Source organism: Mesorhizobium sp. M2A.F.Ca.ET.042.01.1.1 (assembly GCF_003997405.1).
Taxonomy (GTDB): domain Bacteria; phylum Pseudomonadota; class Alphaproteobacteria; order Rhizobiales; family Rhizobiaceae; genus Mesorhizobium.
In genome coordinates, this window is the sequence record NZ_RZRX01000022.1 from 14,305 (window position 1) to 41,118 (window position 26,814).

Genomic DNA, 26,814 nt, shown 5'->3' on the forward strand with positions numbered 1-26,814 from the left:
ACGGAGCGGAGCCATGAAGACGACCGACAGGGCGGCGCTCGACGAATGGTACGCTGTGGCGACCGCCGCGGAACTCGGACAAGCTCCGGTCGTGACGCGCCTGCTCGGCCAGGACATCGAGCTCTGCCGCGACGAAGCAGGAGCGCCGGTCGTCCGGGAAATCTTGGACGACGGCGGAAGAAGCCGCGCCCTGCCCGCGCAGGAGCGCTACGGCTGCGTGTGGACGACGCTCGGCCGGCCCAACAAGGACATCTTCGACATCGCCGAAAGCCATGAGGCGGACCGCCGCTTCGTGCCCTGCGGCTGGGTCAGGATGCGCGCCTCCGGCCTGCGCGTCGTGGAGAATTTCCTCGACATGGCGCACTTCCCCTTCGTGCACACCGACATACTCGGCTCGGAGCCGCACACCGCGGTGCCGCGCTATCTGAGCGAAATCCGCCGCGACGTGGACGAGGTCTGGGCAACCAACTGCACCTTCTTCCAGCCGCGCATCGCGGCGACGGAAAGCTCAGGCGACTTCGTGCACCTCACCTACCGCGTGCCAAGCCCGTTCGCGGTGATGCTCTACCGCGTCTGCCCCAGCGCGCCGGACCGCCTCGATGCCATCGCCCTTTTCATCCAGCCGATCGAGGAGGATCTCTGCCGCGCGCAGCCTGTCATGTATCTCGTCGACGCGACCTCGACCGACACGGCGCTGCTCAATTTCGAGCAGGTGATTTTCCTGCAGGACCGGATCATCGTCGAGAACCAGCGTCCCCTCCTGCTGCCGCTCGAACCGCGCCTGGAGATCCCGACGCGGGCGGACGGCTCTTCGGTCGCCTATCGTCGCTGGCTCAAGGAGAAGGGCCTGCGATTCGGAACGACGGGAGCGCACTGACCGTGCAGGTGCTTCGCCCGACATCGATCGCCGATGCGCTGGCCATCGTGGCCGGCGGCGATGCGAGACTGGTCGCCGGCGGAACCGCGCTCCAATTGGACTGGGCGAAAGGCCTGCCGAAGCCGCGCAGCCTTGTCGACATCGGCCAGATCGGCGGATTGAAGGGGATTGTCCTTGCCGGCAACGGGTTCCGAATCGGCGCACTCACAACGCTGGGCGCTGTGGAGCGTGACGCGACCGTGCGCGAAGAGCTGCCATTGCTCGCCGCGGCACTCCGCGCGACCGCAGGCCCGGCGGTCCGCAATCTGGCGACGGTCGGCGGCAACGTTGCCGGCCGAGCCGGCTGCCTGCTCCCTGCCCTGCTCGCGCTCGACGCCCGTGTCGAAAGCTCCTCCGTGATGGGACGCCGGACCTTGCCGCTTGCCGAATGGCTGCGCGGGGAGCCCGGCGGCGAGATCATCGAAGCGATCACGGTCCCGGTTCCCGATGCACATGTCCGCTGGACGCATCGCAAAATCGGTCTTCGCGCCGCCTTCACGCCGAGCGTGATCGGCGCCGCCGGCATGATCGAGATCGTCGACGGCCGTGTCGCAGCCGCACGCCTGGCCGTCGGCGGAGGCGTCGTGACGCCGGCCCGGCTCGGCGGAGCCGAGGCCCTGCTCGTCGGCCAGCCGTTTCCCGGCGTCGACTGGAACGCATTGCGGGCGGCGATCGAGGGCGAGATCGTCGCGCCGGACGATGCTTTCCGTTCCGCCCGCTATCGCCGCAAGGTTGCTGCCAACGCCCTCGTGCATGGGCTGGGTGGCGGCAAAACTGACGCGCAACCCTCCAGGCCCTCCGCTCCGGCTGCCCGCCCCACCACGCCGCCGGCCGGCGAAATCCGGCTGACGCGATCGAATGCCGGCGAGCGCTGGCACATGCGCCCTGACGGACCGGCCAAGATCGAAGGCAGGCTGAAATACCTGACCGACCATCGCCAGCCGGACATGCTGGTGGGTCGGATCTTGCGCGCCGCCATTCCCCACGCGAGGATTCTCTCGATTGACACAAGCGCGGCTGAGGCCTTGCCCGGCGTCGCGGCAGTCGTCACGCATCGTGACATCGCCGGAAGCAACGCCTTCGGCATTGTCTTGCAGGACCAGGCGGCTCTCTGCTTCGACAAGGTCCGCTATGTCGGGGATGCCGTCGCAGCGGTGGCGGCGGTCGATGCCGAGACCGCCGAGCGCGCGCTCGGCCTCATCCAGGTGCGCTATGCGCCGCTACCCGTCGTCTCCGATCCGGAGCAGGCGCTTTCAGCTGACGCCGAGCCCGTGCACGCGGCGGGCAATTTGCAAACCTCCCTCGGCTTCGAACGCGGTGACATCGCCGAGGGCTTTGCCCGCGCCGCCCACGTCGTCGAGGCCGTCTACGAAACGCCGCGCCAGATGCACGGTTTCATGGAGACCGAAGGCGGCCATGCCTTCGTAGATACGGATGGAACGCTGAATGTCTGTGCCGGCGGCCAGTACGGCCTGCGCGACCGGCTGCAGCTTTCGCGCATCCTTGGCCTGCCGGAGGAGAAGATCCGGGTCGTGACCAGTCCGACGGGAGGCGCGTTCGGCGGCAAGGACGAGCTGACCGTGCAGCCGGCGCTCGCCCTGCTCGCCCTCAAGACCGGTCGGCCGGTGCGCCTGCAGCTCGACCGCGCCGAATCCGTCCTTGCCGGCGCCAAGCGCAACGCGATGACGATCCGCATGCGCACGGCCTGCGATGCGGACGGCTTGCTGCTGGCGCAGGAAGTGCAAGTGATCTCCGACGCCGGCGCCTACGCCTCGCTTGGGCCCGCGGTCCTGGAAACTGCGCTCGAACACGCCTGCGGGCCCTATATGGTTCGGAATGTTCGCACGTCAGGCAGGCTCGCCTATACCAACAACGGCGTGTGCGGCGCCTTCCGCGGCTTCGGCGCCAACCAAATGGCCTACGCCGTCGAATGCCAGATGGACCGGCTGGCAGCGGAATGCCGACTCGATGTCTTGGAAATCCGCCGCAGGAATATGCGCAAGCCTGGCACGCGCGGCTATCTCGGCCAGGTCGTCGCGCCGTCCGAGCGCCTCGAGGAAATGCTCCAGGCCGCTGCGGCCGACCCGATCTGGCAAAAGCCTCGCGGCCCGTCCGATGAGGGTTCCGAGATCGTCGGCATCGGCATGGCGATGAACTACCAAGGCAACGGGCTGGGCACGCTGCCGCCCGACCCGGCAGGCGGCGCGTTGCGGCTCGCCGCCGACGGCGCGATCGAGGCGCTCTACGGCTTGGACGAGATGGGCCAAGGCCTGCTGACCTCGATCAGGTCCGCCGTCGCCGCCGCGCTGGGTTGCGGCCGCGACGACGTCAGGCCGGTGACAGGCGATACGGGCCGGACCCCGGAATCCGGCTCGACCACGGCGTCGCGCGGCACCTTCGTGGTGTGGAAGGTCGCGGCGGAGACGGCTCCGGCGCTGGCCGAGCGCATCCTCGCTCGCGCGGCCGAACGCCTCGGCCGGGAGCCCGCGACCCTGGCGATCGCACCTGGCGGCATCGTCGAGCGCCATTCGAACAGCGGCGAGCTGCTGCTGAGCTTCGCCGCGCTGGCGGAAGGGCTCGATCCCGAGAAACTGCCTTTCGCGGCAACGAGTTTCGAGTTTCCCAAGTCTGACTATTTCGAGGGCAATGCCCGTATGATCTTCGCCTTCGGCGTGGCCCTGGCGCGGGTGGCCGTCAGCCGCATCACCGGGCAGGTGCGCGTGCTCGATCTCAGCCAGCATACAGCCGCCGGGCCGATCCTCGATCTCGCCGCCTATCTCGGCCAGATCGAAGGCGGCGGGCTGCAGGGCGTCGGCTTCACGCTGACGGAGCACGCCGCCATGCAGGACGGCCGCTACGTCACCGCCAACCTGGACACCTACATGATGCCCAGCATCGCCGACGCGCCCGAATCCGTCGCAACCTACGCGCTCGAGGACCTCGACCCCGGCGACCCGTTCGGGCCGCGCGGCGCCGGCGAGCTCGGCATCGGCGCGGTCACGCCGGCGATCGCCAATGCGGTTGCCGACGCGACCGGCGTCTGGCCGCACGCCGCGCCCTTCGATGCCGAAAGGCTGCTCGACGCGCTGGGAGCGGCGGCATGATCGAGACGATTGCGGTCGCCTTTCGCCTCAACGGCGCGGACACGGCGATGCAGGTTCCGCCGGACATGCGCCTCATCGACATGCTGCGAGAGCGGCTGGGCCTGACGGCGAACAAGAAGGCGTGCGGCATCGGGCGCTGCGGCGCCTGCGCCGTGCTGATGGACGGGCGGCCGGTGAATTCCTGCCTGCTGATGGCATGGCAGATCGACGGCGCGGATATCCTCACGCCTGAAGGTCTCGACGCCCTGCCCGAGGCGGCCATCATCCGCGGCGCGCTTGCCGAGGAGAACGCCTTCCAGTGCGGCTACTGCGCGCCGAGCTTCACGATCGCGCTCACGGCGCTGCTGCGTGAGCACCTCGACGCCGACGAGCCCGCCATCCGCGCGGCGCTCGAAGGCAACATCTGCCGGTGCACCGGCTATCACTCCATCATCCGTGGAGCGCTCGCCGCCGTCAGGACAATGGCGAACCGTAGCACTCCGCAACCGACACACGGCTGAGAACGGAATCCAGGCCATGACCATCGCCATCCGAAACAGCGATCCCAGGCACGAGGGCGTGAAGGCCTTTCTCGCGCGACCACGCCTGCAGCACCTGATCGGCGGCCGATGGTACGACGCTTCCGATGGCGCGACCATGCCGGCCACCGATCCCGCCAGCGGACGCCTGCTCGCCAAGCTTGCGCAGGGCACCGCGGAGGATGCCGACCGGGCCGTAGCGGCGGCTCGCTGCGCGTTCGAGAGCGATGCCTGGCGCGGCATGACGCCCTCCGCGCGCGGCAAGCTCTTGTGGCGGATCGGCGAGGCGATCGACCGCCAAGCGGACGAGCTTGCCGAGCTCGAGACCCTCGACCAGGGCAAATCGCTGAAGACCGCGCGCTTCGGCGAAATACCGGCAGCCGCCGAGCAGTTCCGCTACTTCGCCGGCTTCGCCACCAAGATCCTTGGCACGACCATTCCCACCTCCATCTCACACCAGCCGGTGGGCAAGAAGATCTTCGCCTATACGACGCGCGAGCCGATCGGGGTGGTGGCGGCCATCACGCCGTGGAACTCGCCGCTGTTGATGGCGGCGATGAAGCTCGCGCCCGCGCTCGCCACCGGCTGCACCGTGGTGTTGAAGCCGGCGGAGGAGACCTCGCTCACGGCGCTGAGGCTCGGCGAGCTCCTGATCGAGGCCGGCCTGCCGGCCGGCGTCGTCAATATCGTCACCGGCCCGGGCGAGACGGTCGGCGCCGCGCTTGCCGCGCATCCGGGTGTCGACAAGGTCGCCTTCACCGGCTCAACCGAGGTCGGCAAGCTGATCGTCACTGCCGCAAGCGGCAATCTGAAGAAGCTCACGCTCGAGCTCGGCGGCAAGTCGCCGGCCATCGTCATGCCCGATGCCGATATGGAGCTCGCGATCCCCGGCATCGCGCGCGGCATCTTCGCCAATGCCGGCCAGGTCTGCGTCGCCGGCTCACGCGTCTATGCCCATCGCTCGATCTGCGAAAAGCTGATCGAGGGGCTGGCAAGGGAGGCGGCGAAGCTGAGGCTCGGTCACGGGCTCGATCCCGATACCGATCTCGGGCCGCTGGTCAACGCGGTCCAGGCCGAACGCGTCGCGGCTTTTGTCGCGGAAGGCGAGCAAGCCGGCGCCGACATCGTTGTCGGCGGAAAGCGGACGGGCACCTTCTTCGAGCCTACCGTGGTCACAAGCGTCAGGCCGCAGATGCGCATGATGCGCGAGGAGATTTTCGGACCCGTCGTCGCCGTGACGCCGTTCGACGAGCTGGATGAGGCGGTCGCCTTTGCCAATGACTCGCCCTATGGCCTCGCGGCAAGCCTATGGACGCGCGATCTCTCCACCGCGCATCGTCTGTCGGCGCGCATCCGTTCCGGCACCGTATGGATCAACTGCCACTCCTACTTCTCGCCGGAGCTGCCCAAGGGTGGTCACAAGCAGTCTGGTTGGGGCTACGAGAACGGCGCGCCCGGCCTGGAGAACTATCTCGAGGCGAAGACGGTGTGCGCCCTGGTCTGACGCGGTGCTTTTGTGCTGAGCACCGGTTCAGACTCCCGGCCGGGAAAGACGTGGTCCTCGGCACTCTGTTCCTCGTCGCAGTGACCTTCGAGGTATTCGAGGGCTGGCAGCCGATGGGACGCACTGATGCTCCCTCCTTGCTGTCAGCTAGGCGCAGGCAACTGCCCTCGATGTCGACTCCGCCTCAACGCAGACCGATGACCTCGCTGCGCCGGTAGCCCGTCAAGGCCGGATCATTGTTGCGGTTTCATGGGCTCGTGCACGAAAGAGACAGCCAGGCCTCCTGGCCATCGAATGTCGGCGCGAGCGCGGCCCGCCGGCGAGCACGCTATCGATGCCGAGAACGGCTTCGAGACGCATGATCTGCTGCTCACTTCGCGCCGCGCTTGCGCCGGCGACGATCAGGAACCCCGTGCGTGACGCGGGCGGCGGTTGATATTCACAAGCTGCATCGCCGTTGCGAGGAGCGCGAATGTCAGGCCGAGCCCGACGACACCGGTCCAGCCGCCGAGTTGCCAGGCCGTCGTGCCGCCTGCGGAGCCGAGCGCACCGCCAAGGAACATCGCGCCGACGAGGACGGTGTTGAGCCTGGCTCGAGCTTCTGGACGCAGTTCGAAGACGATGTGCTGATTCGAGACCAGGGCCGACTGCATAGCGAAGTCGAGCAGCAGTACACCGACAATCAAGCCCGTGAGCGAGGTCCAGGCACCGAAGATGAACCAGGACAGCAATGTCACGACGGCGCCCGTCGCGACAATTGGCGCGGGGCCGCGGGCATCGGCGAAGCGACCGGCCAGCGGCGCGGCGAAGATGCCGACGGCCCCTAGGACGCCGAAAAGCCCGGCGACATCCGCTCCAAGGTGGAAAGGAGGCGCTTGAAGTCGAAAGGCGAGCACCGTCCAGAACACAATGAACGCCGCGAAGATAAGCGCCTGGGTGATGGCCGCGAGCCGCAAGGCTGGAAATTCCCGCCAAAGACCGAAGATCGAACGCAGCAGCTTCCCATAGCTGAGGTCGGATTCAGGCGGTGTCGCCGGCAGGATCAGCCACATCAGCCCACCTGCGGCGAGCGCCATCGGCGCACCCAGCCAGAACATCTCTCGCCAACCCGCCTGGGTCGCTACAAAACCGGCGAGCGTCCGGCTCAATAGAATGCCCGTCAGAATGCCCGCCAGGACCGTACCGACGGCAGCCCCTCTGCGCTCCGGTGGCGATAGATGCGCGGCCAATGGAACGATCTGCTGGGCGACCGTGGCCGAGAGCCCCACCACGAGAGACGCGAGGACGACGAGCAATGCGTTCGGGGCCATTGCGGCCAGCACGAGCGCTATGGCGAGAAAGCCGAACTGCAGAACGATCAATCGCCGCCGTTCAACGATGTCGCCGAGCGGGACGAGCAGAAAAAGTCCGCAGGCGTAGCCAAGCTGGGTTGCGGTCGGCACCAGTTCAGTCAGTCGGCCGGGCAGCGCTTCTTCGATAAGGCCGAGCATCGGCTGATTGTAATAGATGTTCGCCACTGCGATGCCCGCGGCGGTCGCCATGGCATAGATCGCCGATCCTCGCAGCATCGTCGGAACTGCGGCACCGATAACCTCCTGTCGCATTTGTCAGTCTCTCCTAAGCAGATCTGCGTTCAGCCCTGGGTGAAGTTCGCAAAGAGTTTGCGGTCGCTTGCACCATAGCGACCGCAACCGGAGCGCCTGAGAGATCCGTGACGAACCACGCGCAGGCGACCCTCGCGCATGAAGCTGCCGACGTTGCCGACAATCGTCGCCGCCCAGCGCGCCGCGAAGACCTTCTGCAGGGGTGCGGAACTCGAGGGCACATCGCTCAGCTAGCCGCTCCCTTCACCCGCACAAGGTCATCTAGCGCGACCAGGAGGAAGCCGCCGATCAGGCCGAGATGCTCGAAGAAGGCGTTCGTCGCCATCATCCGTTCCTGTCCCGGCGGCAACTCCCAGAAACGCAGGGCGATGAACGTAGCAACCAGGGTGAAGCCGGCAAGGAAGAGTGCGGCGAGCCACCGCCAGCGGCCGGTCAGGATCATCGCGGTCGTCACGAGTTCGAGGATGATCACCAAGACAGCGAAGACGGGCGCGGGCGACAGGCCGAAATGGCTCATCTCGCCGATGGCGCCTTTGAAATCGAGTATCTTGGTCACCGGTCCCTGAATGTAGGCTGCGCAGAGCAGAAGCAAAGCGAACCAACGTAGTGCTGGAGCCTGGCTTGCAGGCACGGTCGCGGAATCCGATATCGACATCGTTCATGGTCTCCCATTTCGTAAAAGGCCGATTGGCCCGCGCTGGCTCTCGCAACCACGCATCTTCTTGACCCCCGCGTTTGGCATTTTCAGGCGATGACCGCTGACGGCGAAGAGCACGACGAGCAGAAGGCGGTCCGCAGGAAGGCTGATGTCGCGCATCACACCGCCCAGCAGGCGCAGCCTAGGGCGCCCCAGAAGTTCTTGAGATCGGAGACCGGCAGCCTGCTCGACCAGGCCCGCGCATGGTCATGGCCATGGACGCCGCAGGAGTTGACGCAGCCGCAGTTGGTCATGGCTGCCCGCCGCAAGGAGTGCTTGCCGGCACCCTCCGGTTCGCCCCAGGCCGCATAGCCCTTGAAGGTCCTGACCGGCGACCAGTCGGGCATGGCCGAAGGGGGCGCGCTTTCGTCAAGGCTTGCGAAGTCCCCAGTGCCATAGACAATCTTGCCACCGACAACCGTCAGATCGGCGGTGATGTGCGAAATCTCGTCCTCCGGACACGAGAAGAAGTCGCGGTCGGGCACGATCAGGTCGGCGAATTGGCCGACGGCGATCTGGCCCTTCTTCCCCTCCTCGTTGGAAAACCAGGTCACCTTCTCCGTCATCATCCTGAGCGCGGTCTCGCGATCGAGGCAATTGCGCTGCGGGGTCATGCGGAGGCCGCCGACGGTGCGGCCAGTGACCAGCCAGGAGAGCGAGACCCAGGGATTGTAGGAGGCGACTCGGGTGGCGTCGGTGCCGGCCGAAGTCTTCACACCCTTACCCAGCATCCGTGCCACCGGCGGGGTCGCCTCGGCTGCGCGAGCGCCATAGCGCTCGACGAAATACTCGCCCTGATAGGCCATGCGATGCTGCACGGCGACGCCGCCGCCAAGCGCCGCTATGCGATCGATCGAGCGCTCCGAGATGGTCTCGGCGTGGTCGAAGAACCAATTCAGCCCCTTGAGGGGAATGTCCCGGTCGACCTTCTCGAAAACGTCGAGCGCGCGCGAGATCGTCTCGTCATAAGTCGCGTGCAGGCGCCAGGGCCAGCGATTCTCGGCCAAGATGCGCACGACGCCCTCGAGGTCGCCTTCCATCTCAGGCGGCATGTCGGGGCGCGGTTCACGGAAATCCTCGAAATCGGCGGCCGAAAAGACGAGCATCTCGCCGGCGCCGTTGTGGCGGAAATAGTCGTTGCCCTGCTTGTATTTGGAGGTTCTGCTCCAGTTGAGAAAGTCCTCCCTCTCCTGCTTCGGCTTCTGCGTGAACAGGTTGTAGGCGAGGCGGATGGTCAATTGACCGTCATCGGCGAGCTTCTGGATAACGGCGTAGTCGTCCGGATAGTTCTGGAAGCCGCCGCCGGCGTCAATCGCCCCCGTCACGCCGAGTCGGTTGAGTTCGCGCATGAAGTGGCGGGTCGAATTGACCTGGTAATCGAAGGGCAGCTTGGGCCCTTTGGCGAGCGTCGCATAGAGGATGCCGGCATTGGGCTTGGCAAGCAGCAGGCCGGTCGGATTACCGTTGGCGTCGCGGGTGATCTCACCGCCGGGCGGGTTGGGGGTATCCTTGCCGTAACCGACAGCACGCAGTGCCGCCCCGTTCAACAAGGCTCGGTCGTAGAGGTGCAGAATGAACACCGGGGTGTCGGGTGCTACCGAATTGAGTTCCTCGATCGTAGGCAGGCGCTTCTCGGCGAACTGATGTTCGGTGAAGCCGCCGACGACACGCACCCATTGCGGCGGCGGCGTCACCGCAACCTGGCGCTTGAGCATGCCCATGGCATCCGCCAGCGAACGCACGCCGTCCCAACGCAGTTCCATGTTGAAGTTCAATCCGCCGCGGATGATATGCAGATGGTTGTCGATCAGTCCCGGAAGCACCCGGCGTCCCTTGAGGTCGACTATTTCAGTATTGTGACCGGCATGGACCATCACGTCCGCCTCGCCACCAACCGCGAGGAACACGCCATCCTTGATTGCGACGGCACTTGCCGACGGCCTGCTTCGGTCGAGCGTGGTTATCTGGCCGCTGTGGAAGATGACGTCTGCTGTCAAAGGCTTGTCTCCGGGTTGTTGGGATTGGCCTTGGGCCAAGGCGGACAGCGCAAGGCCGGGAAGGACGAGCCCGCCAAGGACGGCGCGACGCGTCGGCACTACGCGCGCTCGCTTTTCTTCATCTCGTCCTGCCCCGGCTGGGCGCCGCGCGGCAGGTGACCGAAGACATGAGGCCTGACCTGATTCTCCCAGGACTGCAGGGCCGACTCCTTGGCCCACAGACCCCGCACCAGCGGCGGCAACTGCTCACCAATCAAGATGCCCAGAAGCCCCACGAGCGCCACGACCGGCGGCGCCGGTGAACGAACGTTGATAAGGCCGTAGATGACGCCGACGAGCAGGCCCGCGCCAAGGGATAGTAAGTAGACTTTCATCTGCGCACCCGGTGCCGTAATGGAGAGGCCGGTCCATCGCGTTGGAGGGCCTCTTTGTCGCCGAAGGGTGCGAAAAGTGGGCGCTTGCGTCTTGTAGAATTGAACTGTGCTTTGTCTGATTTCGGTGGCATTTCGGAACCGCTTTCAACCGCCACCGCTGGGGCGCGCTTTCCGCCGGCAACGCCGGTATCAACAATCCGAGGACGTCGACATGATCGCTCTTCAGTCAAGTGGCATTCATCATGTCACCTTGATCACCCGCAATGTGCAGGCGAATGTCGATTTCTATGTTGGCTTCCTTGGATTGCGGCTGGTCAAGCGCACCGGCGGCTATGAGGATGCCGAACAGCTGCATCTTTTTTACGGTGACAGGCTTGGCTCTCCTGGCTCGCTCGTCACCTTCCTTGTCTGGGAAGACGGCGCGCCAGGGCGCGTTGGCAATGGCCAGGTTCTTGAAATAGCCTTCGCGATTCCCCCAGCCAGCCTCGGCGAGTGGATGACGCGCGCGCTGCGATACGGCGTTGCGGTGGATGGGCCGACGCACGAGTTCGGCGAAGCCGTGTTGCGACTGAAGGATCCGGACGGCTTCATCGTCAAGCTGGTCGTCTCCGATATTCCAGCGTCGCATCCATGGGGCAACCTGGAAATCGCCCCGCGACGGTTGCGGGCGTTGACGATCCTGTCGGAGGTCCCGGAAGAGACCGCTGCTTTCATCGAGAGGTTCGGTTATCAGCGTGGTCCCAGCCGGGGCAATATCACGCGCCTTCTGTCTGCCACCGATGCCGTCGACATCCGCGATGGCTCTGGTTATGTGCCTGGCGTTCCCGGCACCGGTACAGCCGACCACGTCGCATTCCGTGCTCCGGACGCGGCGGCCATTAGCGCGTTGCGGACGCAACTGTCGAAGCTCAATTCATCGCCCACCAATGTCCACGATCGGCGCTATTTCACGTCGCTTTACGTGCGCGAACCGGGAGGCACATTGCTGGAAGTGGCAACGGACGGGCCGGGTTTCGCTGTCGACGAAGCACCGGAGCACCTGGGGACGACCCTGATGCTGCCGCCGACCGACAAAGACTGCGCCGACGATCTTCAGATCATGTTGCCGCAGTTCGCCATGCCTGGAGAGCCGCGTTTGCCGCGGCGCGACCTGCCATTTGTGCATCGCTTCTTCACACCCGAAGATCCGGACGGCAGCACAATCGTCGTGCTGCATGGAAGCGGCGGGACGGAAGCGGTTCTGATGCCGTTGGCGCATCGGGTGGCGCCGCGCGCCACACTGCTCGGCGTGCGTGGACGCAGCCACGAAGAGGGCAGCGCGCGCTGGTTCCGCCGGGTGACGGCCACAACCTTCGACCAGGCGGACATCAAGGCTGAGGCCGAGGCGTTCGCCGCTTTCGTGGGAGGCGCCATCACAGGTTACGGGCTCAAGCCCGCACGCATGACCTTCCTGGGTTTTTCCAACGGCGCGAACTTCGCGGCCGCGGTGATTGGTCTCCAACCGGGAGTCATCTCTCGAGCGATCCTGTTGCGGGCAATACCGGTTCTGGAGACTTTGCCCGCGGCCGACCTAACTGACGTTGACGTTCTGATGGTCCCCGGCTCGCGCGATCCGTTGGGCGACGGCTCTCGGCTGGCGAATTGGTTCGGAGCGTACGGCGCGACGCTGCGAGTGCACACCATCGAAGCAGCGCATGAGCTTGTGCCGGAGGACGCGGTAGTCGCGCGCGAATGGCACAGCAGGAACTATGGCGAGGATCATGGCTGACATCGACACTATCAGTTTGTAGTACGAAGGGTCTCGAACAGGAACCAGACCCGCTGCTCGGCTTCGTCGATCCAGTTCTCGAGCAGGCTCGCGCTCGCAACGTCGCCGTGCTCGTCGCAAAGATCGTGCATGGCGCGCATGCGGGCGACCAATGTGCCATTGTCCTCGCGCAGCTCCGCCAGCGCCTCGTGCGGCTGGACGAAGTCGGCATCGTTGTCCAGGAACCGCTGGCGGCGCGCGATATCACCGGTCGAGCGGATGGTGGTGCCACCGAGCTTGCGCACCCGCTCGGCCAGCGGATCGGTCACGGCCAGAATCTGATCGGCTTGGTCGTCGAGAAGCAGGTGGTAATCGCGGAAATGCGGTCCTGACATATGCCAGTGGAAGTTCTTGGTCTTGATGTAAAGCGCGAATATGTCGGCCAGCAGGACCGTGGCCGCGGTCGAGATCTCGTGTACCGCCTCGTTGGAAAGACCTGATCGGGTGTGCAATGCCGCGCTCATGCGCAATTTGGGGCTGTCTTCCATGGTTGAATACTCCTCGGTTGCATTGAGTTGGCGCCGCTCGAACCGACTGGGTTCAATGGTCGTTGTGTTGGCGAAGATCCTATCAAAGCCCTCGCGCGAAGCGTCGTCGTCAAGCTGACCTCCGGACGGACCGGGCGCTCCTCACTGGCTCGGGGGCGCTGCCCGTCCACGGCTCGTTCCGTCTTGTCAAATTCGTCTCGTCATTCGGTGTGGGCGCTGTCCAAAGGCGCCTCGATGCTTGCCTTTTCAGGTGGACGGACGGATGCGAAGAGACTTAAGGCGCCCAACGCGACTGGAACGGCAAAGCACCAGGTGCGCGACAGCAGGAACGCAACGGCCGCAGCAGCACAACCAAGCGCGAAGGCCAAGACGCTGGCGCTCATCCGCTTTAGCCTTTCCTTGACCGGCTTGAGGTCGCCCTGCGCCAGGCCGCCGATCAGATCTGCCAGGTCAAGCATGATCTGCGTCGTCGTGCCGGTCATGAGCGTCGTGGGCGGCATCTTGGATAAATGAACACGGTGAAAGGCGTTCTGGATCGCCATCGCCGCCACCAGGATCATGCCAGCGGCGAACGCCGCGAGGCTGCTGCCGTCGTCGAAGGGGCCGTGGACCTCGGCAAAGGTGGCGGCGATAGCGAAGAGAACGAGCTTCAACCACAGCAGAACGGTCATGACAGACTTCCGGCTGCGCTCGAGCCACTGGCTTAGGAGCCGCACCAGCATGATGACCATGCAGAAGACCGGCAGCGCCACCAGCTTGGAGAGCGCGCCACCGGTCCCGAGCGCGATCGATGCTCCAAGGGTCACGAAGTTGCCGGTGACATGGGCCGTGAACAGCCCGGCAAGCGCAACGAAGCCAACAGTGTCGACATATCCACCGTTGAAGCTCAGCAGGATGGGAAGGGGCAACCTCGGCAATGTTCATCTCCTCGAAGATCGGCGCCGGCCTACCGCCGGATCTCCATTGCCGGCAGGACGCGGCGTGGCGAAACGAATTCCGCCACGCCTCTGTGCGCGAACTGCCCTCAGGTCAGCCCTTGATGAAGGCCAGCAGGTCGGGGTTGATGACATCCGCGTGGACGGTCAGCATACCGTGCGGATACCCTTCGTAGATCTTGAGCGTGCCGTTCTTCAGAAGCTTCACGGAGAGCTTGGCCGAATCGTCGATCGGCACCACCTGGTCGTCGTCGCCGTGCATGACGAGCGTCGGGACCGTGATCCGCTTGAGGTCCTCGGTCTGATCCGTCTCCGAGAACGCCTTGATGCCGTCGTAATGGGCCTTGGCACTGCCCATCATGCCCTGAAGCCACCAGTTCTGGATAACGCCTGGGTAGACCTTCGCGTTCGGCCGGTTGAAGCCATAAAACGGGCCGGTGGGGAAATCCAGGAAGAACTGGGCCCGGTTGGAGGCGACGCCGGCGCGGACTCCGTCGAGGACCTCGAGAGCAAGCCCGCCCGGATTGGATTCCGTCTTCAGCATGAGCGGCGGAACGGCGCTGACGAGGACAGCCTTGGCGACGCGACCTTGCGGCTCGCCGAACTTGGCGACATAGCGAGCCACTTCACCACCGCCGGTGGAATGGCCGATGTGAACCGCATTCCTCAAGTCGAGAGACTCGACCACGGCCGAGGCGTCGGCGGCATAGTGGTCCATATCGTGGCCACCGGAGACCTGGGAGGAACGCCCATGGCCGCGACGGTCATGAGCGATCACGCGAAAACCATGGTTGACGAAGAACAGCATCTGGGCATCCCAGTCGTCCGACGACAGCGGCCAGCCATGGTGGAACATGATCGGCTGGGCGTCTTTGGGACCCCAGTCCTTGTAGAAGATATCGACGCCGTCCTTGGTCGTGACGAAGCTATGGGTCATGGCATGAGTTCCTTTGCTCTGGTTGGAGGACGATTTTTTCATCGCGAAGGCCGGCACGGCCAGCGCGAGCGAAACGGTCGCGCCCGCCACAAGGGCTTGGCGGCGCGAGAGATGGAGTGCATCGAGGTTTGTCATCTCAAATTCCTATTTGCCGAGCGGCTGGGTCGAAGCGGTATTCTCGCCGGTCCCGACGATCCTCTCAGATGAGTTCCGGACTGGCTTGTCCAACCCGATCGCGTTTTGAACAAAGGCAACTGGAATATCGGCCGCGCTGGGCCGAGGGCCGTGTGACGCGTGGCAGGTCGTTGATTGCGACCAGGGCGAAGCTTGCTGCGCAGACCGAAAGATGCGCGAAAAAGGCACCGTTCATCGCCGACTGCCCGCCCATTCCGGCTGGCATCGTCCAGAAGCGGAGCGCGATTAAGGTGGCGGGTACCGCTGAGGCGGCCGGCAAGATCGCCGCGGCCCTGCGAAATATTCGCGAAATGACGAGCGCCGGCATCGCGAATTCGAAATGATTGCGCTGACTGCGAAGGCGGCACCGGATGAAGTCATCATCTCTTTGATGCTGTCGCGGCATTGAGGAGCTTGATGAGCGACCGCCGGATGTTGGCGTGTCTGCTTAAGGCGCGTCGCGATCCTTCGGATTCGCTCCATGCGCTTCAGGGTCTTCGGTGTTACGCAGGTCTTTATCCCGAAACCGGTTCCCACTTTCGGGAGACATGCTTTAGTACCGCTGGTTTCGCCGCCACGCGCCCGGAGGCGTGCCCGTTTCGCGGGCGAAGATGCGGGTGAAATGGCTCTGATCGGTGAAACCGCAGCTCCGGGCGATCTCCACAAGCGACAGGTTCGAGTTGAGAAGCAGTCCGCGGGATTTTTCGACCCGTCTTTTCATCAACCACTGATGCGGGGTCTTGCCGGTGGTTTCGCGGAAGGCGCTTGTGAAGACCGCCGACGAGAGACCGCACGCTGAAGCCAGATTGTCGATCGAGATATTGCCGTTCAGTCGGCTGTCGATCATTTCGACGACCGTGGCAACGCGCCGCGAGGACAGCGCATATCGTCGACCGGTCGGCGCAGGCTCGCCGACGCCGTATCTCTGCAGGATATGGGTCCCGATGGCGACTGACATCTGATCGATGAACAAGGCACTTGGTTTGCTCGGTTGCGGGCTCGTCGAGAAGAGCGCGCCGAGCAGGCCTGCAAGAACGGGATCCGCGTCATGCACCCCACGCGAGAGGTCGACCCGGCTCGATTCGCCTTCCCGGTCCGCGATGCGCGCGAGCGCGGCGTTTGTCACTTCCAGCAGCACGAAGTCGAAAGACCCGCGCAGGTCGGCCTTGTAGTGCTCGGAGAAGTCGCGAATATAGACGCTGTTCTCACCGAAATCGTGATCGGTCGCGCTGTTTCCCTTGAAAACCGTGCGCCTGTGACCGCCCGTTCCCGAAAGCCCGATCAGGAAACCCCTGTTCGTCGCCGGCGTCTCCACCCGACCGATCTCAGCCGAGTCCGATGTCTTCCGGTAGAAGGTCATGAAGTCGCCGAGGATCTGGCGATCACTATGCAGCTTTGACAATGGGCAACCGAGACCGTCCAGCGCACCGCGCGCATGCCGCTCGTTTGGAGAGTGGTTGTGCGTTTCTGGCATTTCGAGCCACAGCTCCATCTTTCGGCCAACGCTCGAACGCGGCCTGGCCTCTTGCACCGTCGATCGCATGAATGTTTGCCGCTTCACGAATGCATCGAAATCGATCTCGGCAGATTCGAACCCTGTCGGAACGCGCAACGCCTGTATTGTCGAAAAGTCTCGTTGCTGGGATACTGTTGCCGTGCCCTATGCTCCAGCGCCAAGGAGCGAGCGTGTCGAAGGACCCTCCGCCGTCCAACCGCAACATGGACTATCTCCGCGTGAAGAGCGCGAAGACCATCGAGTCGTCTGTTCTCGACAAAGGAACCGTGACGGCGACTCGCTTGACGAGAGGCAGCCCCGGTCACGGTTATGTGCGGCAGGCGGTCATTGAAGATGCCTTCATGATCTCGGTTCAACTCCGCGATTACCGCGGCCAGTTGTGGATCGACGGAAGATGGATTGATTTTCCAATCGGCCGTGCGGGCAACTTCACACTCTATGACCACAAGCGTGAGACGGAGGCAGACCTGCAGACCGCCTTCGATTGTATCAACCTCTATATCCCACGCCCGGCGCTCGATGCCTTGCAGGAGGATTTAGGTTCGGGGCAGATCGAAACCCTCAACGTGGCGCCCGGCGCCGACACAGACGATCCGGTCGTCCGCGGCCTCGCGCATGCTTTGATCCCGGCCTTCGAGCAGCCGGCACAAACGAGCCGCCTGTTCCTCGACCACATGGGACTTGCTCTCACATCGCATATGGCGATCGAATACGGTGAGGCCGACGCTTCGAGGCTTCACCACAGCGGCGTGCTCGCCCCGTGGCAGCTACGTCGTGCCATGGAGGTCGTCGACGCCCACTCAAACGGCAATGTTACACTGGTGGAGCTTGCCGGTGCGTGCGGCCTCTCGGTCAGTTATTTCACACGATCCTTCAAGCGCACCACGGGCATGACGCCTCATCGCTGGCTGCAGAAGCGTAACATCGAGAAGGTCAAGGATCGAATGCGAAAGTCTGGCGCTTCTCTCGCAGAGATCTCGATCGCTTGTGGCTTCGCGGACCAGAGTCACATGACGCGTGTGTTCCGCCGGCTTATCGGCACGACGCCAGCCGGTTGGCGGAGGCAGATCGGCGGTTGACCGGCATCCGACGGTCTATTTCTTTTCGCCCGGATCCAGGTCGGCGAAGGTTCGACGGAAGCGTCCCGGCGAAACGCCAACGTGGTCAGAGAAGACACGCGTCAAGTGGCTCTGGTCCGCGAAGCCGCAGACGATCGCGATTTCGGCAATAGGCATATCGAGGCACAGCAAATCCTTGGCTCGGGCGATTCTATACTCGGTCAGCCAGCGATGCGGCGTCCGGCCGAAGCTCTGCTTGAAGGCCTTGATGAAATAGCTGCGTGAGAGCTCGCAAGCTGCCGCGAGCTCGGCGATAGAAAAGGAGGCGTTAACATGGCCGACCAGAAATTCGGTGGACCTTTTCTCCTGCCAGGGCGCCAGGACACCTTTGTTGCGGGATGGAAAATAAACGCCGCCGTAGCTCTGGATCAGATGCGCCAGCATCGCCAGATTGATTTGCTCGAGGAAGAGCGGATGCGCCTCCTGCGGGTGTTCAAGCGAAGGAATCAGCGCACGTGCGAGCCCCAGCATGACGTCGTCGTTGGTCCCAGGTGGACAGGACAAGGTCCGGTACTCGGGCCGCCCGGCGTCTTCCGCGAAAGAATGCAGTGAAGAGAAGGGAACCCGGAAGCGAACTTTGTCGAAGGGCGAAAGATACTGACACTGCCACTGGTAGCGCAGGTCGTTGATCATGAGGTCGCCGCTCCGGCGTCCGCCATCAAAAAGAAGTTTGCCGTCGCGCCAGACCTTTTGCCGCTCAAGGTCTCTCAGTTGCACAGTTACGTTGAATGCCTCGCCGCTGGAAACGGGCTCCATCCTGTCGAGATTGCCGGCATCATCGAAGGTGCGTGCGATCTCGACGTCGCCGACTGTCAGCGACGGCACCGTCGGTGCTGCCAAAGGCTGTCCGTCAGCAAGCTTCTCTGGGGAAGCCGATGACATCAGACCAAGTCCTCGAAAGCCCCGGGCGGTGCAATTCTATCGTCCGCAGCTTTTGGCGTCACGAACAGATGCCGTGAAGACCGACCGAGAAATGACCTCATCGCAATGTCCTTCCAACAAGCCGGGCCAGGGCGCAAGCCCCCTTCCGGATCAGTGATACAAGCCCCTTCGCCAATCGCCCGGCGTCATCCCCGTCTGTTTGAGAAACGTATCGTTGAATTGCAATTCGTCGGCAAAGCCGCATCGCGCGGCGATCTCGGCCGTCGTAAGCCGTCGGTCGCGGAGATAGTCCTTGGCCTGATCCACTCGGAGCAGGGCCAGCCATTGCTCGGGCGCGATGCCGACCGTGGCGCTGAAAGCTTCGACGAAGTCGGAAGCCAGCATCCCGACCTTCGCTGCGACCTCCGCAATCGTTACGCACTTCCTCAAATGGTCGGTCATGAACTCCTTGGCATCCTTCTCCTGCCAAACCGTGAGCGGCGCCTCGTCACTGTCCAGCACCTTTCTCTCGTAATGCTGCATGAGGTGGATGCAGACGGCGATGGCGATCGGACGCAGCATGTCGTCGACCGAGTTGCCCTGCCGTTCGAACAGCGGCAGCAAGGCGCAGCCGATGTTCCAAATGATTCGCTCCCCTGAACCCCGGAGGCAGCGCAGGGGTGCGACTTCCGGGGCATGGGGAATGCTGGCGACCTCACTGAAGAGCCCGTACGGCAGGTGAAAGGCGAGTGCGTCGAGGCCGCTATGGAGCCGGATTGAAGCGCCCTCATGCAAGTCGACGAGGCACACGGAAGCTTTCCTGTAGCGTCGCACCACAGTCTCCATGCCGCCGGCCATGATATCGCAATGCTCGGCATCGCGCATGTAAAGCAACATGAAATACGCGGGCTGGGCCGGGAGATGGATCGCCAGAGGATTGTCGGCGCCCACCGGACAGCAGAGATGCGTCACTGAGAAGCACTCGTTGCGAAGCGGCCGTATGGACATGAACGGAGCGGTCGAAACTCCGAAATGGCGGCCAACTTGAGCATCCATCGACGCATCCTGATGCACATCTTTCTCCTCACCTGCGATTGCGCGCTTCCTGGCTCCATGGACGCTGTCTCATCGGCACGGTGGCGCTGCCTCCCACGGAAGCCAACGCCCGGCCGGTCCAAGATCCACAAGTAAGCTGACCTATCGGCTCAGCCAGCATGCAAACACCCCATTTTACGCGGCACGACAGGTCAATCTTGTACGAGATGCTCCCGCTTTGTCGAATCGCCATGCGCCGGTCATGTAAGCATCGACCGGCGGCCTGACAGCGGCCGAATCCTGATGACAGGGGATCGAAGAAAGTCAGCGAGGTTTTTGCTGATCGAGTCGATGAAATGAAGAAGGTTTGGGCTGGCATGCCCAAGAACTACCAAGACAATATGACGAGGGAATGCCAGGACGCGGCGATGAGCAAGCCTTACGCCGTGTTCTGCGAGAAGCTCAGGGCGCTGGGCGGCGCCAACAAATAATTCATGCCAGGGGCGGGGAGTAACTCTCTTCCCGTCCCTGATTGCCGCTGAAAGATGAGGGGCGGCGTTCACCACCGAAAACCGCTATCTCTGCGGATGGCCTCGCCAACCCGGAATCCGCGCACGCAATGAGGCTGGTGCGGCGGAATCCCAGCGCAGGCGGAAATTATTGTCCGACATAATGCAATCCTGAAGTCTCGACGTTTTCAAAAACTCGTCATGCCGTCGGAACACATTGGCGCATGATTTGTTTCACAGGTGTTGGTTCGGCACGGACCCGCGCCTGTTCGATTGTGTCATGTCGGACACCGATGAAAGGCAGTGAGGCACCCGCCGTTTCACCTTGAGGCAATCCCGACGGTCGGCCGAATTCCAACCGACGGCGGACAACGCAAAGACCGTCGGGGTTGTCAGAGGCTTTCTCAGGGCCGACGACATCGGCACGCTCACCGGAAGGAGTTGACGGCATGTCTAACGCGCATCGCACGATCGTCGATGTCGTCGCCGACGGGTTGGTTCGGCATGGCGTGGGGTTCATCCTGAGCCAGAGTGTGCCGACCGCGCTGGTTCTTGCCTGCGAGGATCGTGGAATCCGCAATATCACCTATCGCCAGGAAAACATGGGTGGGGCCATCGCTGATGGCTTTGCACGCATTTCCGGACGTGTGCCGGTGTTCATCTGCCAGAACGGCCCCGCTGCAGCATTGGCGGTCGCGCCGCTCGCCGAGGCGACAAAAGCTGGCAGCCCGATCGTCGCAATCATGCAGGAGGTGGATCGCTCTCACATCGGCAGGAATGCCTTCCAGGAATATGACCACAAGGCGCTATTCGCCCCGGTAACCAAGTGGTTCCATCTTCTCGAAAGCGCCGACGGCGTCGAAGATCATCTCGATCGAGCGTTCATCGCTGCTGCCAGTGGCAAGCCGGGCCCGGCCGTGTTGATGCTGCCAGTTGATTTGCACAAGACTGAAGCCAGAAAGCCGGGGCACCGTGAAATGCAGCTCGGCACATGGCCGGTCGACCGGCCACGCCCCGATGATACAGCGATCCGCACAGCGGCGCGGCTCGTCGACCGCGCACGCCTGCCGGTCGTCATCGCGGGCGGCGGGGTGCATGGCTCGGGCGCATGCGAGGCGTTGCTGCGCTTCGCCGAAAAGGCCGCTGCGCCGGTCGCGACAACCAATATGGGCAAAGGCGCCATTTCCGAGACGCATCCGCTCGCCATGGGTGCGATAGGAAATCTCACCGGTCCTGGCGGGCTCGGCCACCACACCAAGCGCATCGTCCAGGATGCCGATCTGGTTCTGCTCGTCGGCAACCGGAGCAACGAGGACGGAACCGACCGATGGTCGCTGATCCCAGACACGACAGGCGTGATCCATATCGACATCGACCCGCAAGAGATTGGCCGCAACTACGAAGCGACGCGCCTCCTCGGCGACGCTCGCGCCACGCTCGATGCGCTCACAGGCGCGCTGGGCAGCCACAACCGGGATCGGCGCGCGATCGAACGCCGTATCGCCGATGCCTGGGCGATGTTCGAGCGGGAACGCGCGCCTCTGATATCCGACGCCGAGCCAATCCGCGCCGAGCGCGTTCTCGCGGCGATCCAAAAGCGCTTGTCTCCGGAAACCGTCGTCGCAGCGGATGCCAGCTATTCGTCGAACTGGATTGCAGGCCAGCTTCGCACCGGCCATGCCACAACACGCATCATCTCGCCACGGGGTCTGGCCGGCCTCGGATGGGGCTTCCCGCTCGCGCTCGGTGCCAAGCTGGCGCGCCCCGATGCAGAGGTGATCGTTGTGGTTGGTGATGGCGGTTTTGCGCATGCCTGGGCGGAGCTGGAAACCGCGGTGCGGGCCGGCATCAAGGTAACGGTGGTCGTGCTCAACAATCGCGTGCTTGGCTATCAGAAGGATGCCGAGACGGCGAAGTTCGGCCGCTACACCAGCTCCGGACACCTTGGCCAGGTCGACCATGCGGCAATCGCGCGCGCCTGCGGCGGCCATGGCGAGACTGTGGAGCGCGCACGCGACCTCGACACCGCTTTCGATCGAGCGGCAAAGTCCTCCACGGTGGCGCTGATCGACGTGCTGACCGATCCCGGCGGCCATCCGCCGATATCGATTTATGACGGGACGCTCGACCATCTTGAGAATGGGCGGGTTATCCAAGAGCCGGTGCCTTAGACGAGATGGACGTGTCGCTTACGATGAGATGGCTCAGGCCCGTCAAGCACCCCGAAGGAGCGTAAACCATGCCCCAACAGGCCCTCCGCACCTGCCGCACGAGCGTACTGGAAATCGCCTATGAGGTCACGGGACCGACCGACGGCCGGCCGCTCGTTCTTGTCCATGGCTGGCCGGACGACGCGCGCTGCTGGGACAAGGTGATCGAGAGACTGGGCGGCGCGAATTTCCGAATTTATCGGCCTTACTTGCGCGGCTCCGGCCCAACGCGGTTCTTGCGCGACACCACGATGCGCAGCGGGGCGATCGCCGCCCTCACGCTCAATCTCGCGCACTTACTCGACGTCCTCGACCTCAACCGCGTCGTGGTCGGAGGTTATGATTGGGGTGCGCGTGCGGCCTATGTGTAGCGGCGCTGTTTTCGCAACGGATGGTCGGCGCTGTCGCTGCAGCGGCGGGCTATGCCACCGCGATTCCGGCGAGCCAGATGCCCTACGAGTTGGCGCGCGCTTACTGGTACGAGTGGTACGTCAACACGGCGCATGGCGAGAAGGCGTACCGCGAGGATCGCAAGCGGCTCTGCCAGTATCTGTGGGAAAGCTGGTCACCGCCATGGCCAAACCGAGACGCTGAATTCGAAGAGACAACCGCTTCCCTCGACAATGCCGACTGGCCCGAAGTCAGCATTCACGCGTATCGGCAGCGGTGGCACGATGCCAAAGGAGCCCCAGAGCACGAGGAGATAGAGCGCCATCTGGCGGAGCCGCCCGTGATCAGCGTGCCGACGATCATGCTGCAGGGCGCAGATGATCGGGATAACCTGCCATTCACCTCGGAGCACAAGGAACGCTACTTCAGCGGCGGCTATGAACGGCGACTTCTTCCTGGCATTGGTCACTTTGTGCCACGCGAGGCGCCGCAAGCGTTCGCTGATGCAATCCTAGAAGTCTCGAGATAATCCGACGGCCCTGTGCCGTCGATTGACCGGCACCCATCGTATGTATCGAGGTCTATCGCAAACCCGCAATATCTATGGCGCAAGGATAGAAGCCTTCGCATACGAGGTTCTTGCTCATCGCCCATCCATTCGATGCATTCAGGCAGATTCCGGCGCTGCCGCAACCGGGCGACTACGACCTCACCAACCCAAACATGGAATTCACCCATGGCGGTTCGCATTCAATCAGGTCCGTGGCCTGCCGGAGAAGCTCCGTGCGGGAAGGGACGGTATCCTACTCCACCGGCTCTCCGACTACCTCAATCGCACGCCGGGATCGATTGCCCGTTCGACCGCTCCGAGGAGCGACAGACCGAGACGACTACAGCGATCTTGGTGTTTCTCCGGGAACCTTGAGTCATTTCCGCGCCGCACATCATGCGGTCGCGTTCACGAGATGGTCCGATACGGTCGAGATGAACGCGCGAAGACGCTGAAGACGCCGTAGGTCCCGGTGGTATCCCATCCAAATGTCTCGCGCTGGCGGCGACGTTGGGAGTTCCAGTCTGCGGATACCCGGGATCTGATTGCCGACTACGCGGGGCAGGACAGCGATGCCGACGCCTTGCCTGCACATACGCCCCTGGACGTTGCGGTTGTTCGACCGCAGGACCGGTCTCGCGTTGGGGAAACTCTCGATGAGCCACGCGATGTCAGGGAAATGGCCCGTGGATGTGTCATGGGTGATCAGCCGGAAACCGGTCCCATCGCCATATTTGGGATCAGGCGCCTCCTCGGCAATGTAGACGCCGTATTCGAGCCTGAAGAGCCGCCGCTGAACGACATCGGCAGCGTCGAACGGAACGATACGAAAAGCGACGTCAGCCTCCCGTTGGGCAAGGCTGACCCGGCGCGTGCCGGTCAGGATCTCGACGTCGACATTGGGATAGGCTTTGGAAAAATCCGCCAGGATAGGAGGCAGGACATAGGCGCCGAACCAGTCCGCTGACGAAATTCGCAGACTGCCTTTGAGATTCTGCTCCTGCCCCGCAAGCCGGCGTTCCATGGCCAGCGCGCCTTCTTCCATCTGCTCGGCCAGCGCGACGATTCCGTGGCCCTCTTCCGTCAGAACCAGACCGTCCGCTGTGCGCTGGAAGAGCGTGTGGCCGATCGCCTGCTCAAGTGCGCGGAGGCGCCTGCCGACGGTCGGATGGCTTGTCTGAAGAGAACGCGCCGCGCCGCCGAGCGTGCCGGATCGCGCAATAGCAAGAAAGATTCTGACGTCACTCCATTCCATGCAACCACCCACACAAAACTGAACGCCGAGAATACATTTATGTCAGTTAAAGAACAAATCTAAGCACCTAGATTCCCCCCATCGGTCGACCGGACCGTCTCTCGTGTATCACCCCATGTCATTCGGAAGGATCGGCAAATGTCTCTCAAGTCTCTCTATCTCGGTGCTGCGGCTCTTGCAGTGGTGTTCGGCGCGCCCTCCGCTTTCGCGCAGCCGGTCCAAAATGTGATTTTGGTTCATGGTGCGTTGGTCGATGGCAGCGGCTGGAGGGGCGTTTATGAACGCCTGGTCGCCAAGCACTTGAAAGTCACGGTCGTTCAGGAACCGAACACTTCGCTGGCGGATGACGTTCAGGCGGTTCACCGCGCTATCGAGCAGCAAGATGGGCCGGTCGTCCTCGTCGGCCACAGCTATGGTGGTCAGATCATCACCGAAGCCGGCGTCGACCCGAAGGTTTCGGCACTTGTCTATGTCGCGGCCATCGTCCCGGATGTTGGCGAGGGCGTAGGAGATGTGTTTGAGAAGTGGCCGAGTCCGACCGCGGACGCGTTCAAGCCGACTTCGGACGGCTTCCTGCTGTTCGATCCCGCGAAGTTCCGGGCGGGATTCGCCGCTGACCTGTCCAAGGCCGAGACGGATTTCATGACTAACTCGCAGGTGCCGGTTTCGGCGAAGATCCTCGGAACCAAGACACAGCACGCGGCCTGGAAGACCAAGCCGAGCTACGGCATCGTGGCCGAGCTAGACATGGCTATCAGCGCCGAGGCGGAGCGGTCTATGTACAAGCGGGCAAGTGCGAAGGTCACCGAGGTGCCCGGTGCCAGCCATGCGGTTTATATCTCGCATCCGCGCGAAGTCGCCGATGTCATCGCCGAAGCGGCGAGCAAATGAAGCCGGCGCCCTGATGTCCAGGCTCAGGGCTGCGGAAGTTCCGTGACCCATGCGCCGACGCCACCCCTGTGGCTTCGGCATCGCGACCGGCCAACGCATCGGCACGTGTGGTCGATCATGGCCGACATGACGGCTCGCGGCGGCGACAGCGTGGCGTCGTCTGAAAACAACTCGGAGAAGATGTAATGAAAACTTGGCTCATCACAGGCTGCTCAAGCGGCTTCGGCCAGCGGCTCGCGCTCGCCGCAGCACAGCGCGGCGACCGGGTCATCGCGACGGCCCGCAATGTCAAGACGATCGAGGCAATGGCCGACCCTTTCGGCGGCCGCATGATCACCTTGCCACTCGACGTGACCGATGCGGCGGCAGCCAAGGCAGCGGTCGCAAAGGCGGCCGAGACCTTTGGCGGGTTTGACGTGCTCGTGAACAATGCCGGCTACGCGCTGTTCGGCGCGATCGAGGAAGGCACGCCCGAGGAATATCGGCCGATGTTCGAGGTAAACGTCTTCGGTCTGATCGAAACCACCAGAGCAGCCCTGCCCGTCCTGCGACGTTCGGGCGGAACGATCGTCAATATGTCGTCCGGCGCGGGCATCGAGGGCCGTGGCGGCGGAGGCTATTACCACGCCGCCAAATTCGCCGTGGAAGGGATATCCGAAGCGCTCGCCGGCGAGCTGAAGCCGTTCGGCATCCGCGTGCTGATCGTCGAGCCTGGGCCGTTTCGCACCGATTTCCTTGGCCGTTCGATCACGATGGCGGCCAACGAGATGCCGCAATACGCCGCGAGCTCGCGCAAGCACTATCGCGAAACCAACAACGGCAATCAGGCCGGCGATCCCGACAAGGCGATCGCGGTCATCCTGCAGGCAGTCGATGCCGATGATGCCCCGCTTCATCTGCCACTCGGCCCAGTCGCGCATTCGATCGCCGAGCGAAAGCTGGCTGCCTTCCACAGCGATATCGACGCCTGGCGCGACTTCACGATCGCCACCGATTTCGACCAGCCTTAAGCGCCGGCCGCGAGCTCTCTTTGAACCTCAACATCGATTGGAAAGCGATCATGATCGCAACTCTGAAAGGGTTTACCCAGCAGCTGGTGCCGGTGAATGGCATCAAGATCAACGCCGTCACGGGAGGCTCGGGCCCGCCGATCCTTCTGCTTCACGGCTGGCCGGAAACATGGTGGGAATGGCACCATGTGATGCCGCTGCTCGCCGAGCATTTCAGCGTGGTGGCCATGGATCTGCGCGGCGCGGGCTTTTCCGACTGCCCGCTTGACGGCTATGACAAGGCCACGATGGCGCGCGACGCGCACGAGGTCATGGTTGCCCTTGGGCATGAACGCTACGCCATGTGCGGCCATGACATTGGCGGAATGGTGGCGTTGCCGCAGGCCGCCATCTATCGGGAGGCTGTTACCCACC

25 protein-coding genes are annotated in these 26,814 nt (G+C 63.6%); 14 read left to right on the forward strand and 11 right to left on the reverse strand.

The window, feature by feature from the left end:
- The first annotated feature begins 13 nt into the window (after window positions 1–13).
- From EOA23_RS05590 to EOA23_RS05605, 4 genes are read left to right on the forward strand one after another with little or no spacing between them, the layout of a single operon-like run.
- Entirely contained in the window at window positions 14–877 is an 864-nt protein-coding gene (locus tag EOA23_RS05590; RefSeq protein ID WP_127303174.1) for an aromatic ring-hydroxylating dioxygenase subunit alpha, read from the forward strand.
- 2 nt (window positions 878–879) lie between these two features.
- Window positions 880–4,020, forward strand: coding sequence for a molybdopterin cofactor-binding domain-containing protein (locus EOA23_RS05595; RefSeq protein WP_127303175.1), 3,141 nt, complete (start codon window positions 880–882; stop codon window positions 4,018–4,020).
- Window positions 4,017–4,520, forward strand: a complete 504-nt coding sequence (locus EOA23_RS05600; RefSeq protein WP_189341511.1) for a (2Fe-2S)-binding protein — start codon at window positions 4,017–4,019, stop codon at window positions 4,518–4,520. Before EOA23_RS05595 ends, EOA23_RS05600 begins: the two co-directional genes overlap by 4 nt.
- Before the next feature lie 16 nt (window positions 4,521–4,536).
- Window positions 4,537–6,042 (forward strand): aldehyde dehydrogenase family protein, encoded by a 1,506-nt coding sequence (locus EOA23_RS05605; protein WP_127303176.1) that lies wholly within the window; start codon window positions 4,537–4,539, stop codon window positions 6,040–6,042.
- Between the two features lie 401 nt (window positions 6,043–6,443).
- Here EOA23_RS05605 and EOA23_RS05615 read toward each other — a convergent pair whose 3' ends face one another.
- The 4 genes from EOA23_RS05615 to EOA23_RS05635 form a co-directional block, all read right to left on the reverse strand.
- On the reverse strand, window positions 6,444–7,646 hold the full coding sequence (locus EOA23_RS05615) for an MFS transporter (RefSeq protein WP_210212471.1): 1,203 nt from the start codon (window positions 7,644–7,646) through the stop codon (window positions 6,444–6,446).
- A gap of 226 nt (window positions 7,647–7,872) precedes the next feature.
- A complete protein-coding gene (locus EOA23_RS05625; RefSeq protein ID WP_127303177.1) occupies window positions 7,873–8,301 on the reverse strand; it encodes a DoxX family protein in 429 nt (142 codons plus the stop codon).
- Between the two features lie 161 nt (window positions 8,302–8,462).
- Window positions 8,463–10,340 carry an amidohydrolase gene (locus EOA23_RS05630; RefSeq protein WP_189341512.1) on the reverse strand — a complete coding sequence of 626 codons (1,878 nt, stop codon included), beginning with the start codon at window positions 10,338–10,340 and terminating at the stop codon, window positions 8,463–8,465.
- A gap of 98 nt (window positions 10,341–10,438) precedes the next feature.
- Window positions 10,439–10,714, reverse strand: a complete 276-nt coding sequence (locus tag EOA23_RS05635; protein ID WP_126062449.1) for a XapX domain-containing protein — start codon at window positions 10,712–10,714, stop codon at window positions 10,439–10,441.
- 211 nt (window positions 10,715–10,925) lie between these two features.
- Here EOA23_RS05635 and EOA23_RS05640 point away from each other — a divergent pair, with 211 nt between their 5' ends.
- Entirely contained in the window at window positions 10,926–12,482 is a 1,557-nt protein-coding gene (locus EOA23_RS05640) for a VOC family protein (protein WP_127303179.1), read from the forward strand.
- A gap of 11 nt (window positions 12,483–12,493) precedes the next feature.
- On the opposite strand, the gene EOA23_RS05645 is transcribed toward EOA23_RS05640, so the two are convergent.
- The 3 genes from EOA23_RS05645 to EOA23_RS05655 all read right to left on the reverse strand — a co-directional run bounded on the left by EOA23_RS05645 (window position 12,494) and on the right by EOA23_RS05655 (window position 15,016).
- Window positions 12,494–13,009 carry a DNA starvation/stationary phase protection protein gene (locus EOA23_RS05645; RefSeq protein ID WP_127303180.1) on the reverse strand — a complete coding sequence of 172 codons (516 nt, stop codon included), beginning with the start codon at window positions 13,007–13,009 and terminating at the stop codon, window positions 12,494–12,496.
- A gap of 200 nt (window positions 13,010–13,209) precedes the next feature.
- Window positions 13,210–13,926: a YoaK family protein gene (locus EOA23_RS05650; RefSeq protein WP_126062451.1), complete on the reverse strand. Its 717-nt coding sequence runs from the start codon at window positions 13,924–13,926 to the stop codon at window positions 13,210–13,212.
- 112 nt (window positions 13,927–14,038) lie between these two features.
- Entirely contained in the window at window positions 14,039–15,016 is a 978-nt protein-coding gene (locus tag EOA23_RS05655; RefSeq protein WP_127303181.1) for an alpha/beta hydrolase, read from the reverse strand.
- Window positions 15,017–15,084: 68 nt separating this feature from the next.
- Here EOA23_RS05655 and EOA23_RS05660 point away from each other — a divergent pair, with 68 nt between their 5' ends.
- Window positions 15,085–15,399, forward strand: coding sequence for a hypothetical protein (locus EOA23_RS05660; protein WP_127303182.1), 315 nt, complete (start codon window positions 15,085–15,087; stop codon window positions 15,397–15,399).
- A gap of 209 nt (window positions 15,400–15,608) precedes the next feature.
- Here EOA23_RS05660 and EOA23_RS05665 read toward each other — a convergent pair whose 3' ends face one another.
- A complete protein-coding gene (locus EOA23_RS05665) occupies window positions 15,609–16,667 on the reverse strand; it encodes an AraC family transcriptional regulator (protein ID WP_245474003.1) in 1,059 nt (352 codons plus the stop codon).
- 74 nt (window positions 16,668–16,741) lie between these two features.
- Here EOA23_RS05665 and EOA23_RS05670 point away from each other — a divergent pair, with 74 nt between their 5' ends.
- Window positions 16,742–17,650 carry an AraC family transcriptional regulator gene (locus EOA23_RS05670; protein ID WP_245474004.1) on the forward strand — a complete coding sequence of 303 codons (909 nt, stop codon included), beginning with the start codon at window positions 16,742–16,744 and terminating at the stop codon, window positions 17,648–17,650.
- A gap of 15 nt (window positions 17,651–17,665) precedes the next feature.
- On the opposite strand, the gene EOA23_RS05675 is transcribed toward EOA23_RS05670, so the two are convergent.
- The gene (locus tag EOA23_RS05675; RefSeq protein WP_127303184.1) at window positions 17,666–18,571 is read right to left on the reverse strand and encodes an AraC family transcriptional regulator; all 906 of its coding nucleotides are present in this window, start codon (window positions 18,569–18,571) and stop codon (window positions 17,666–17,668) included.
- Between the two features lie 150 nt (window positions 18,572–18,721).
- Window positions 18,722–19,624: an AraC family transcriptional regulator gene (locus EOA23_RS05680; RefSeq protein ID WP_127303185.1), complete on the reverse strand. Its 903-nt coding sequence runs from the start codon at window positions 19,622–19,624 to the stop codon at window positions 18,722–18,724.
- A gap of 317 nt (window positions 19,625–19,941) precedes the next feature.
- On the opposite strand from EOA23_RS05680, the gene EOA23_RS36865 reads away from it, so the two are divergent.
- The 4 genes from EOA23_RS36865 to EOA23_RS36055 all read left to right on the forward strand — a co-directional run bounded on the left by EOA23_RS36865 (window position 19,942) and on the right by EOA23_RS36055 (window position 23,223).
- A complete protein-coding gene (locus EOA23_RS36865) occupies window positions 19,942–20,076 on the forward strand; it encodes a hypothetical protein (RefSeq protein WP_281058742.1) in 135 nt (44 codons plus the stop codon).
- 467 nt (window positions 20,077–20,543) lie between these two features.
- A complete protein-coding gene (locus tag EOA23_RS05685; RefSeq protein WP_127303186.1) occupies window positions 20,544–22,265 on the forward strand; it encodes an acetolactate synthase catalytic subunit in 1,722 nt (573 codons plus the stop codon).
- A 68-nt stretch (window positions 22,266–22,333) separates the two neighbouring features.
- Window positions 22,334–22,675 (forward strand): alpha/beta hydrolase, encoded by a 342-nt coding sequence (locus tag EOA23_RS36050; protein ID WP_210212472.1) that lies wholly within the window; start codon window positions 22,334–22,336, stop codon window positions 22,673–22,675.
- Window positions 22,676–22,695: 20 nt separating this feature from the next.
- Window positions 22,696–23,223 (forward strand): alpha/beta hydrolase, encoded by a 528-nt coding sequence (locus EOA23_RS36055; RefSeq protein ID WP_210212473.1) that lies wholly within the window; start codon window positions 22,696–22,698, stop codon window positions 23,221–23,223.
- Window positions 23,224–23,638: 415 nt separating this feature from the next.
- Here the strand turns inward: EOA23_RS36055 and EOA23_RS05695 are convergent, their stop codons facing one another.
- The gene (locus tag EOA23_RS05695; protein ID WP_127303187.1) at window positions 23,639–24,499 is read right to left on the reverse strand and encodes a LysR family transcriptional regulator; all 861 of its coding nucleotides are present in this window, start codon (window positions 24,497–24,499) and stop codon (window positions 23,639–23,641) included.
- Between the two features lie 138 nt (window positions 24,500–24,637).
- Here EOA23_RS05695 and EOA23_RS05700 point away from each other — a divergent pair, with 138 nt between their 5' ends.
- From EOA23_RS05700 to EOA23_RS05710, 3 genes are all read left to right on the forward strand, one after another.
- A complete protein-coding gene (locus EOA23_RS05700) occupies window positions 24,638–25,390 on the forward strand; it encodes an alpha/beta hydrolase (protein ID WP_127303188.1) in 753 nt (250 codons plus the stop codon).
- 185 nt (window positions 25,391–25,575) lie between these two features.
- Complete coding sequence (locus EOA23_RS05705; protein ID WP_127303189.1) at window positions 25,576–26,400, forward strand: oxidoreductase; 825 nt, start codon at window positions 25,576–25,578, stop codon at window positions 26,398–26,400.
- Between the two features lie 50 nt (window positions 26,401–26,450).
- Window positions 26,451–26,814, forward strand: a 364-nt coding sequence (locus EOA23_RS05710; RefSeq protein ID WP_127303195.1) for an alpha/beta fold hydrolase, incomplete at its 3' end; no start/stop codon positions are given.

Coding starts and splice junctions, on each gene's coding strand:
- EOA23_RS05625 (WP_127303177.1), bottom strand. CDS start 8,301: ATGTCGATATCGGATTCCGCGACCGTGCCTGCAAGCCAGGCTCCAGCA.
- EOA23_RS05705 (WP_127303189.1), top strand. CDS start 25,576: ATGAAAACTTGGCTCATCACAGGCTGCTCAAGCGGCTTCGGCCAGCGG.
- EOA23_RS05635 (WP_126062449.1), bottom strand. CDS start 10,714: ATGAAAGTCTACTTACTATCCCTTGGCGCGGGCCTGCTCGTCGGCGTC.
- EOA23_RS05695 (WP_127303187.1), bottom strand. CDS start 24,499: ATGGAATGGAGTGACGTCAGAATCTTTCTTGCTATTGCGCGATCCGGC.
- EOA23_RS05590 (WP_127303174.1), top strand. CDS start 14: ATGAAGACGACCGACAGGGCGGCGCTCGACGAATGGTACGCTGTGGCG.
- EOA23_RS05685 (WP_127303186.1), top strand. CDS start 20,544: ATGTCTAACGCGCATCGCACGATCGTCGATGTCGTCGCCGACGGGTTG.
- EOA23_RS05645 (WP_127303180.1), bottom strand. CDS start 13,009: ATGGAAGACAGCCCCAAATTGCGCATGAGCGCGGCATTGCACACCCGA.
- EOA23_RS05700 (WP_127303188.1), top strand. CDS start 24,638: ATGTCTCTCAAGTCTCTCTATCTCGGTGCTGCGGCTCTTGCAGTGGTG.
- EOA23_RS05605 (WP_127303176.1), top strand. CDS start 4,537: ATGACCATCGCCATCCGAAACAGCGATCCCAGGCACGAGGGCGTGAAG.
- EOA23_RS36050 (WP_210212472.1), top strand. CDS start 22,334: ATGCCCCAACAGGCCCTCCGCACCTGCCGCACGAGCGTACTGGAAATC.
- EOA23_RS36865 (WP_281058742.1), top strand. CDS start 19,942: ATGAAGAAGGTTTGGGCTGGCATGCCCAAGAACTACCAAGACAATATG.
- EOA23_RS05675 (WP_127303184.1), bottom strand. CDS start 18,571: ATGTCATCGGCTTCCCCAGAGAAGCTTGCTGACGGACAGCCTTTGGCA.
- EOA23_RS05600 (WP_189341511.1), top strand. CDS start 4,017: ATGATCGAGACGATTGCGGTCGCCTTTCGCCTCAACGGCGCGGACACG.
- EOA23_RS05655 (WP_127303181.1), bottom strand. CDS start 15,016: ATGACAAACCTCGATGCACTCCATCTCTCGCGCCGCCAAGCCCTTGTG.
- EOA23_RS36055 (WP_210212473.1), top strand. CDS start 22,696: ATGGTCGGCGCTGTCGCTGCAGCGGCGGGCTATGCCACCGCGATTCCG.
- EOA23_RS05660 (WP_127303182.1), top strand. CDS start 15,085: ATGAGTTCCGGACTGGCTTGTCCAACCCGATCGCGTTTTGAACAAAGG.
- EOA23_RS05615 (WP_210212471.1), bottom strand. CDS start 7,646: ATGCGACAGGAGGTTATCGGTGCCGCAGTTCCGACGATGCTGCGAGGA.
- EOA23_RS05640 (WP_127303179.1), top strand. CDS start 10,926: ATGATCGCTCTTCAGTCAAGTGGCATTCATCATGTCACCTTGATCACC.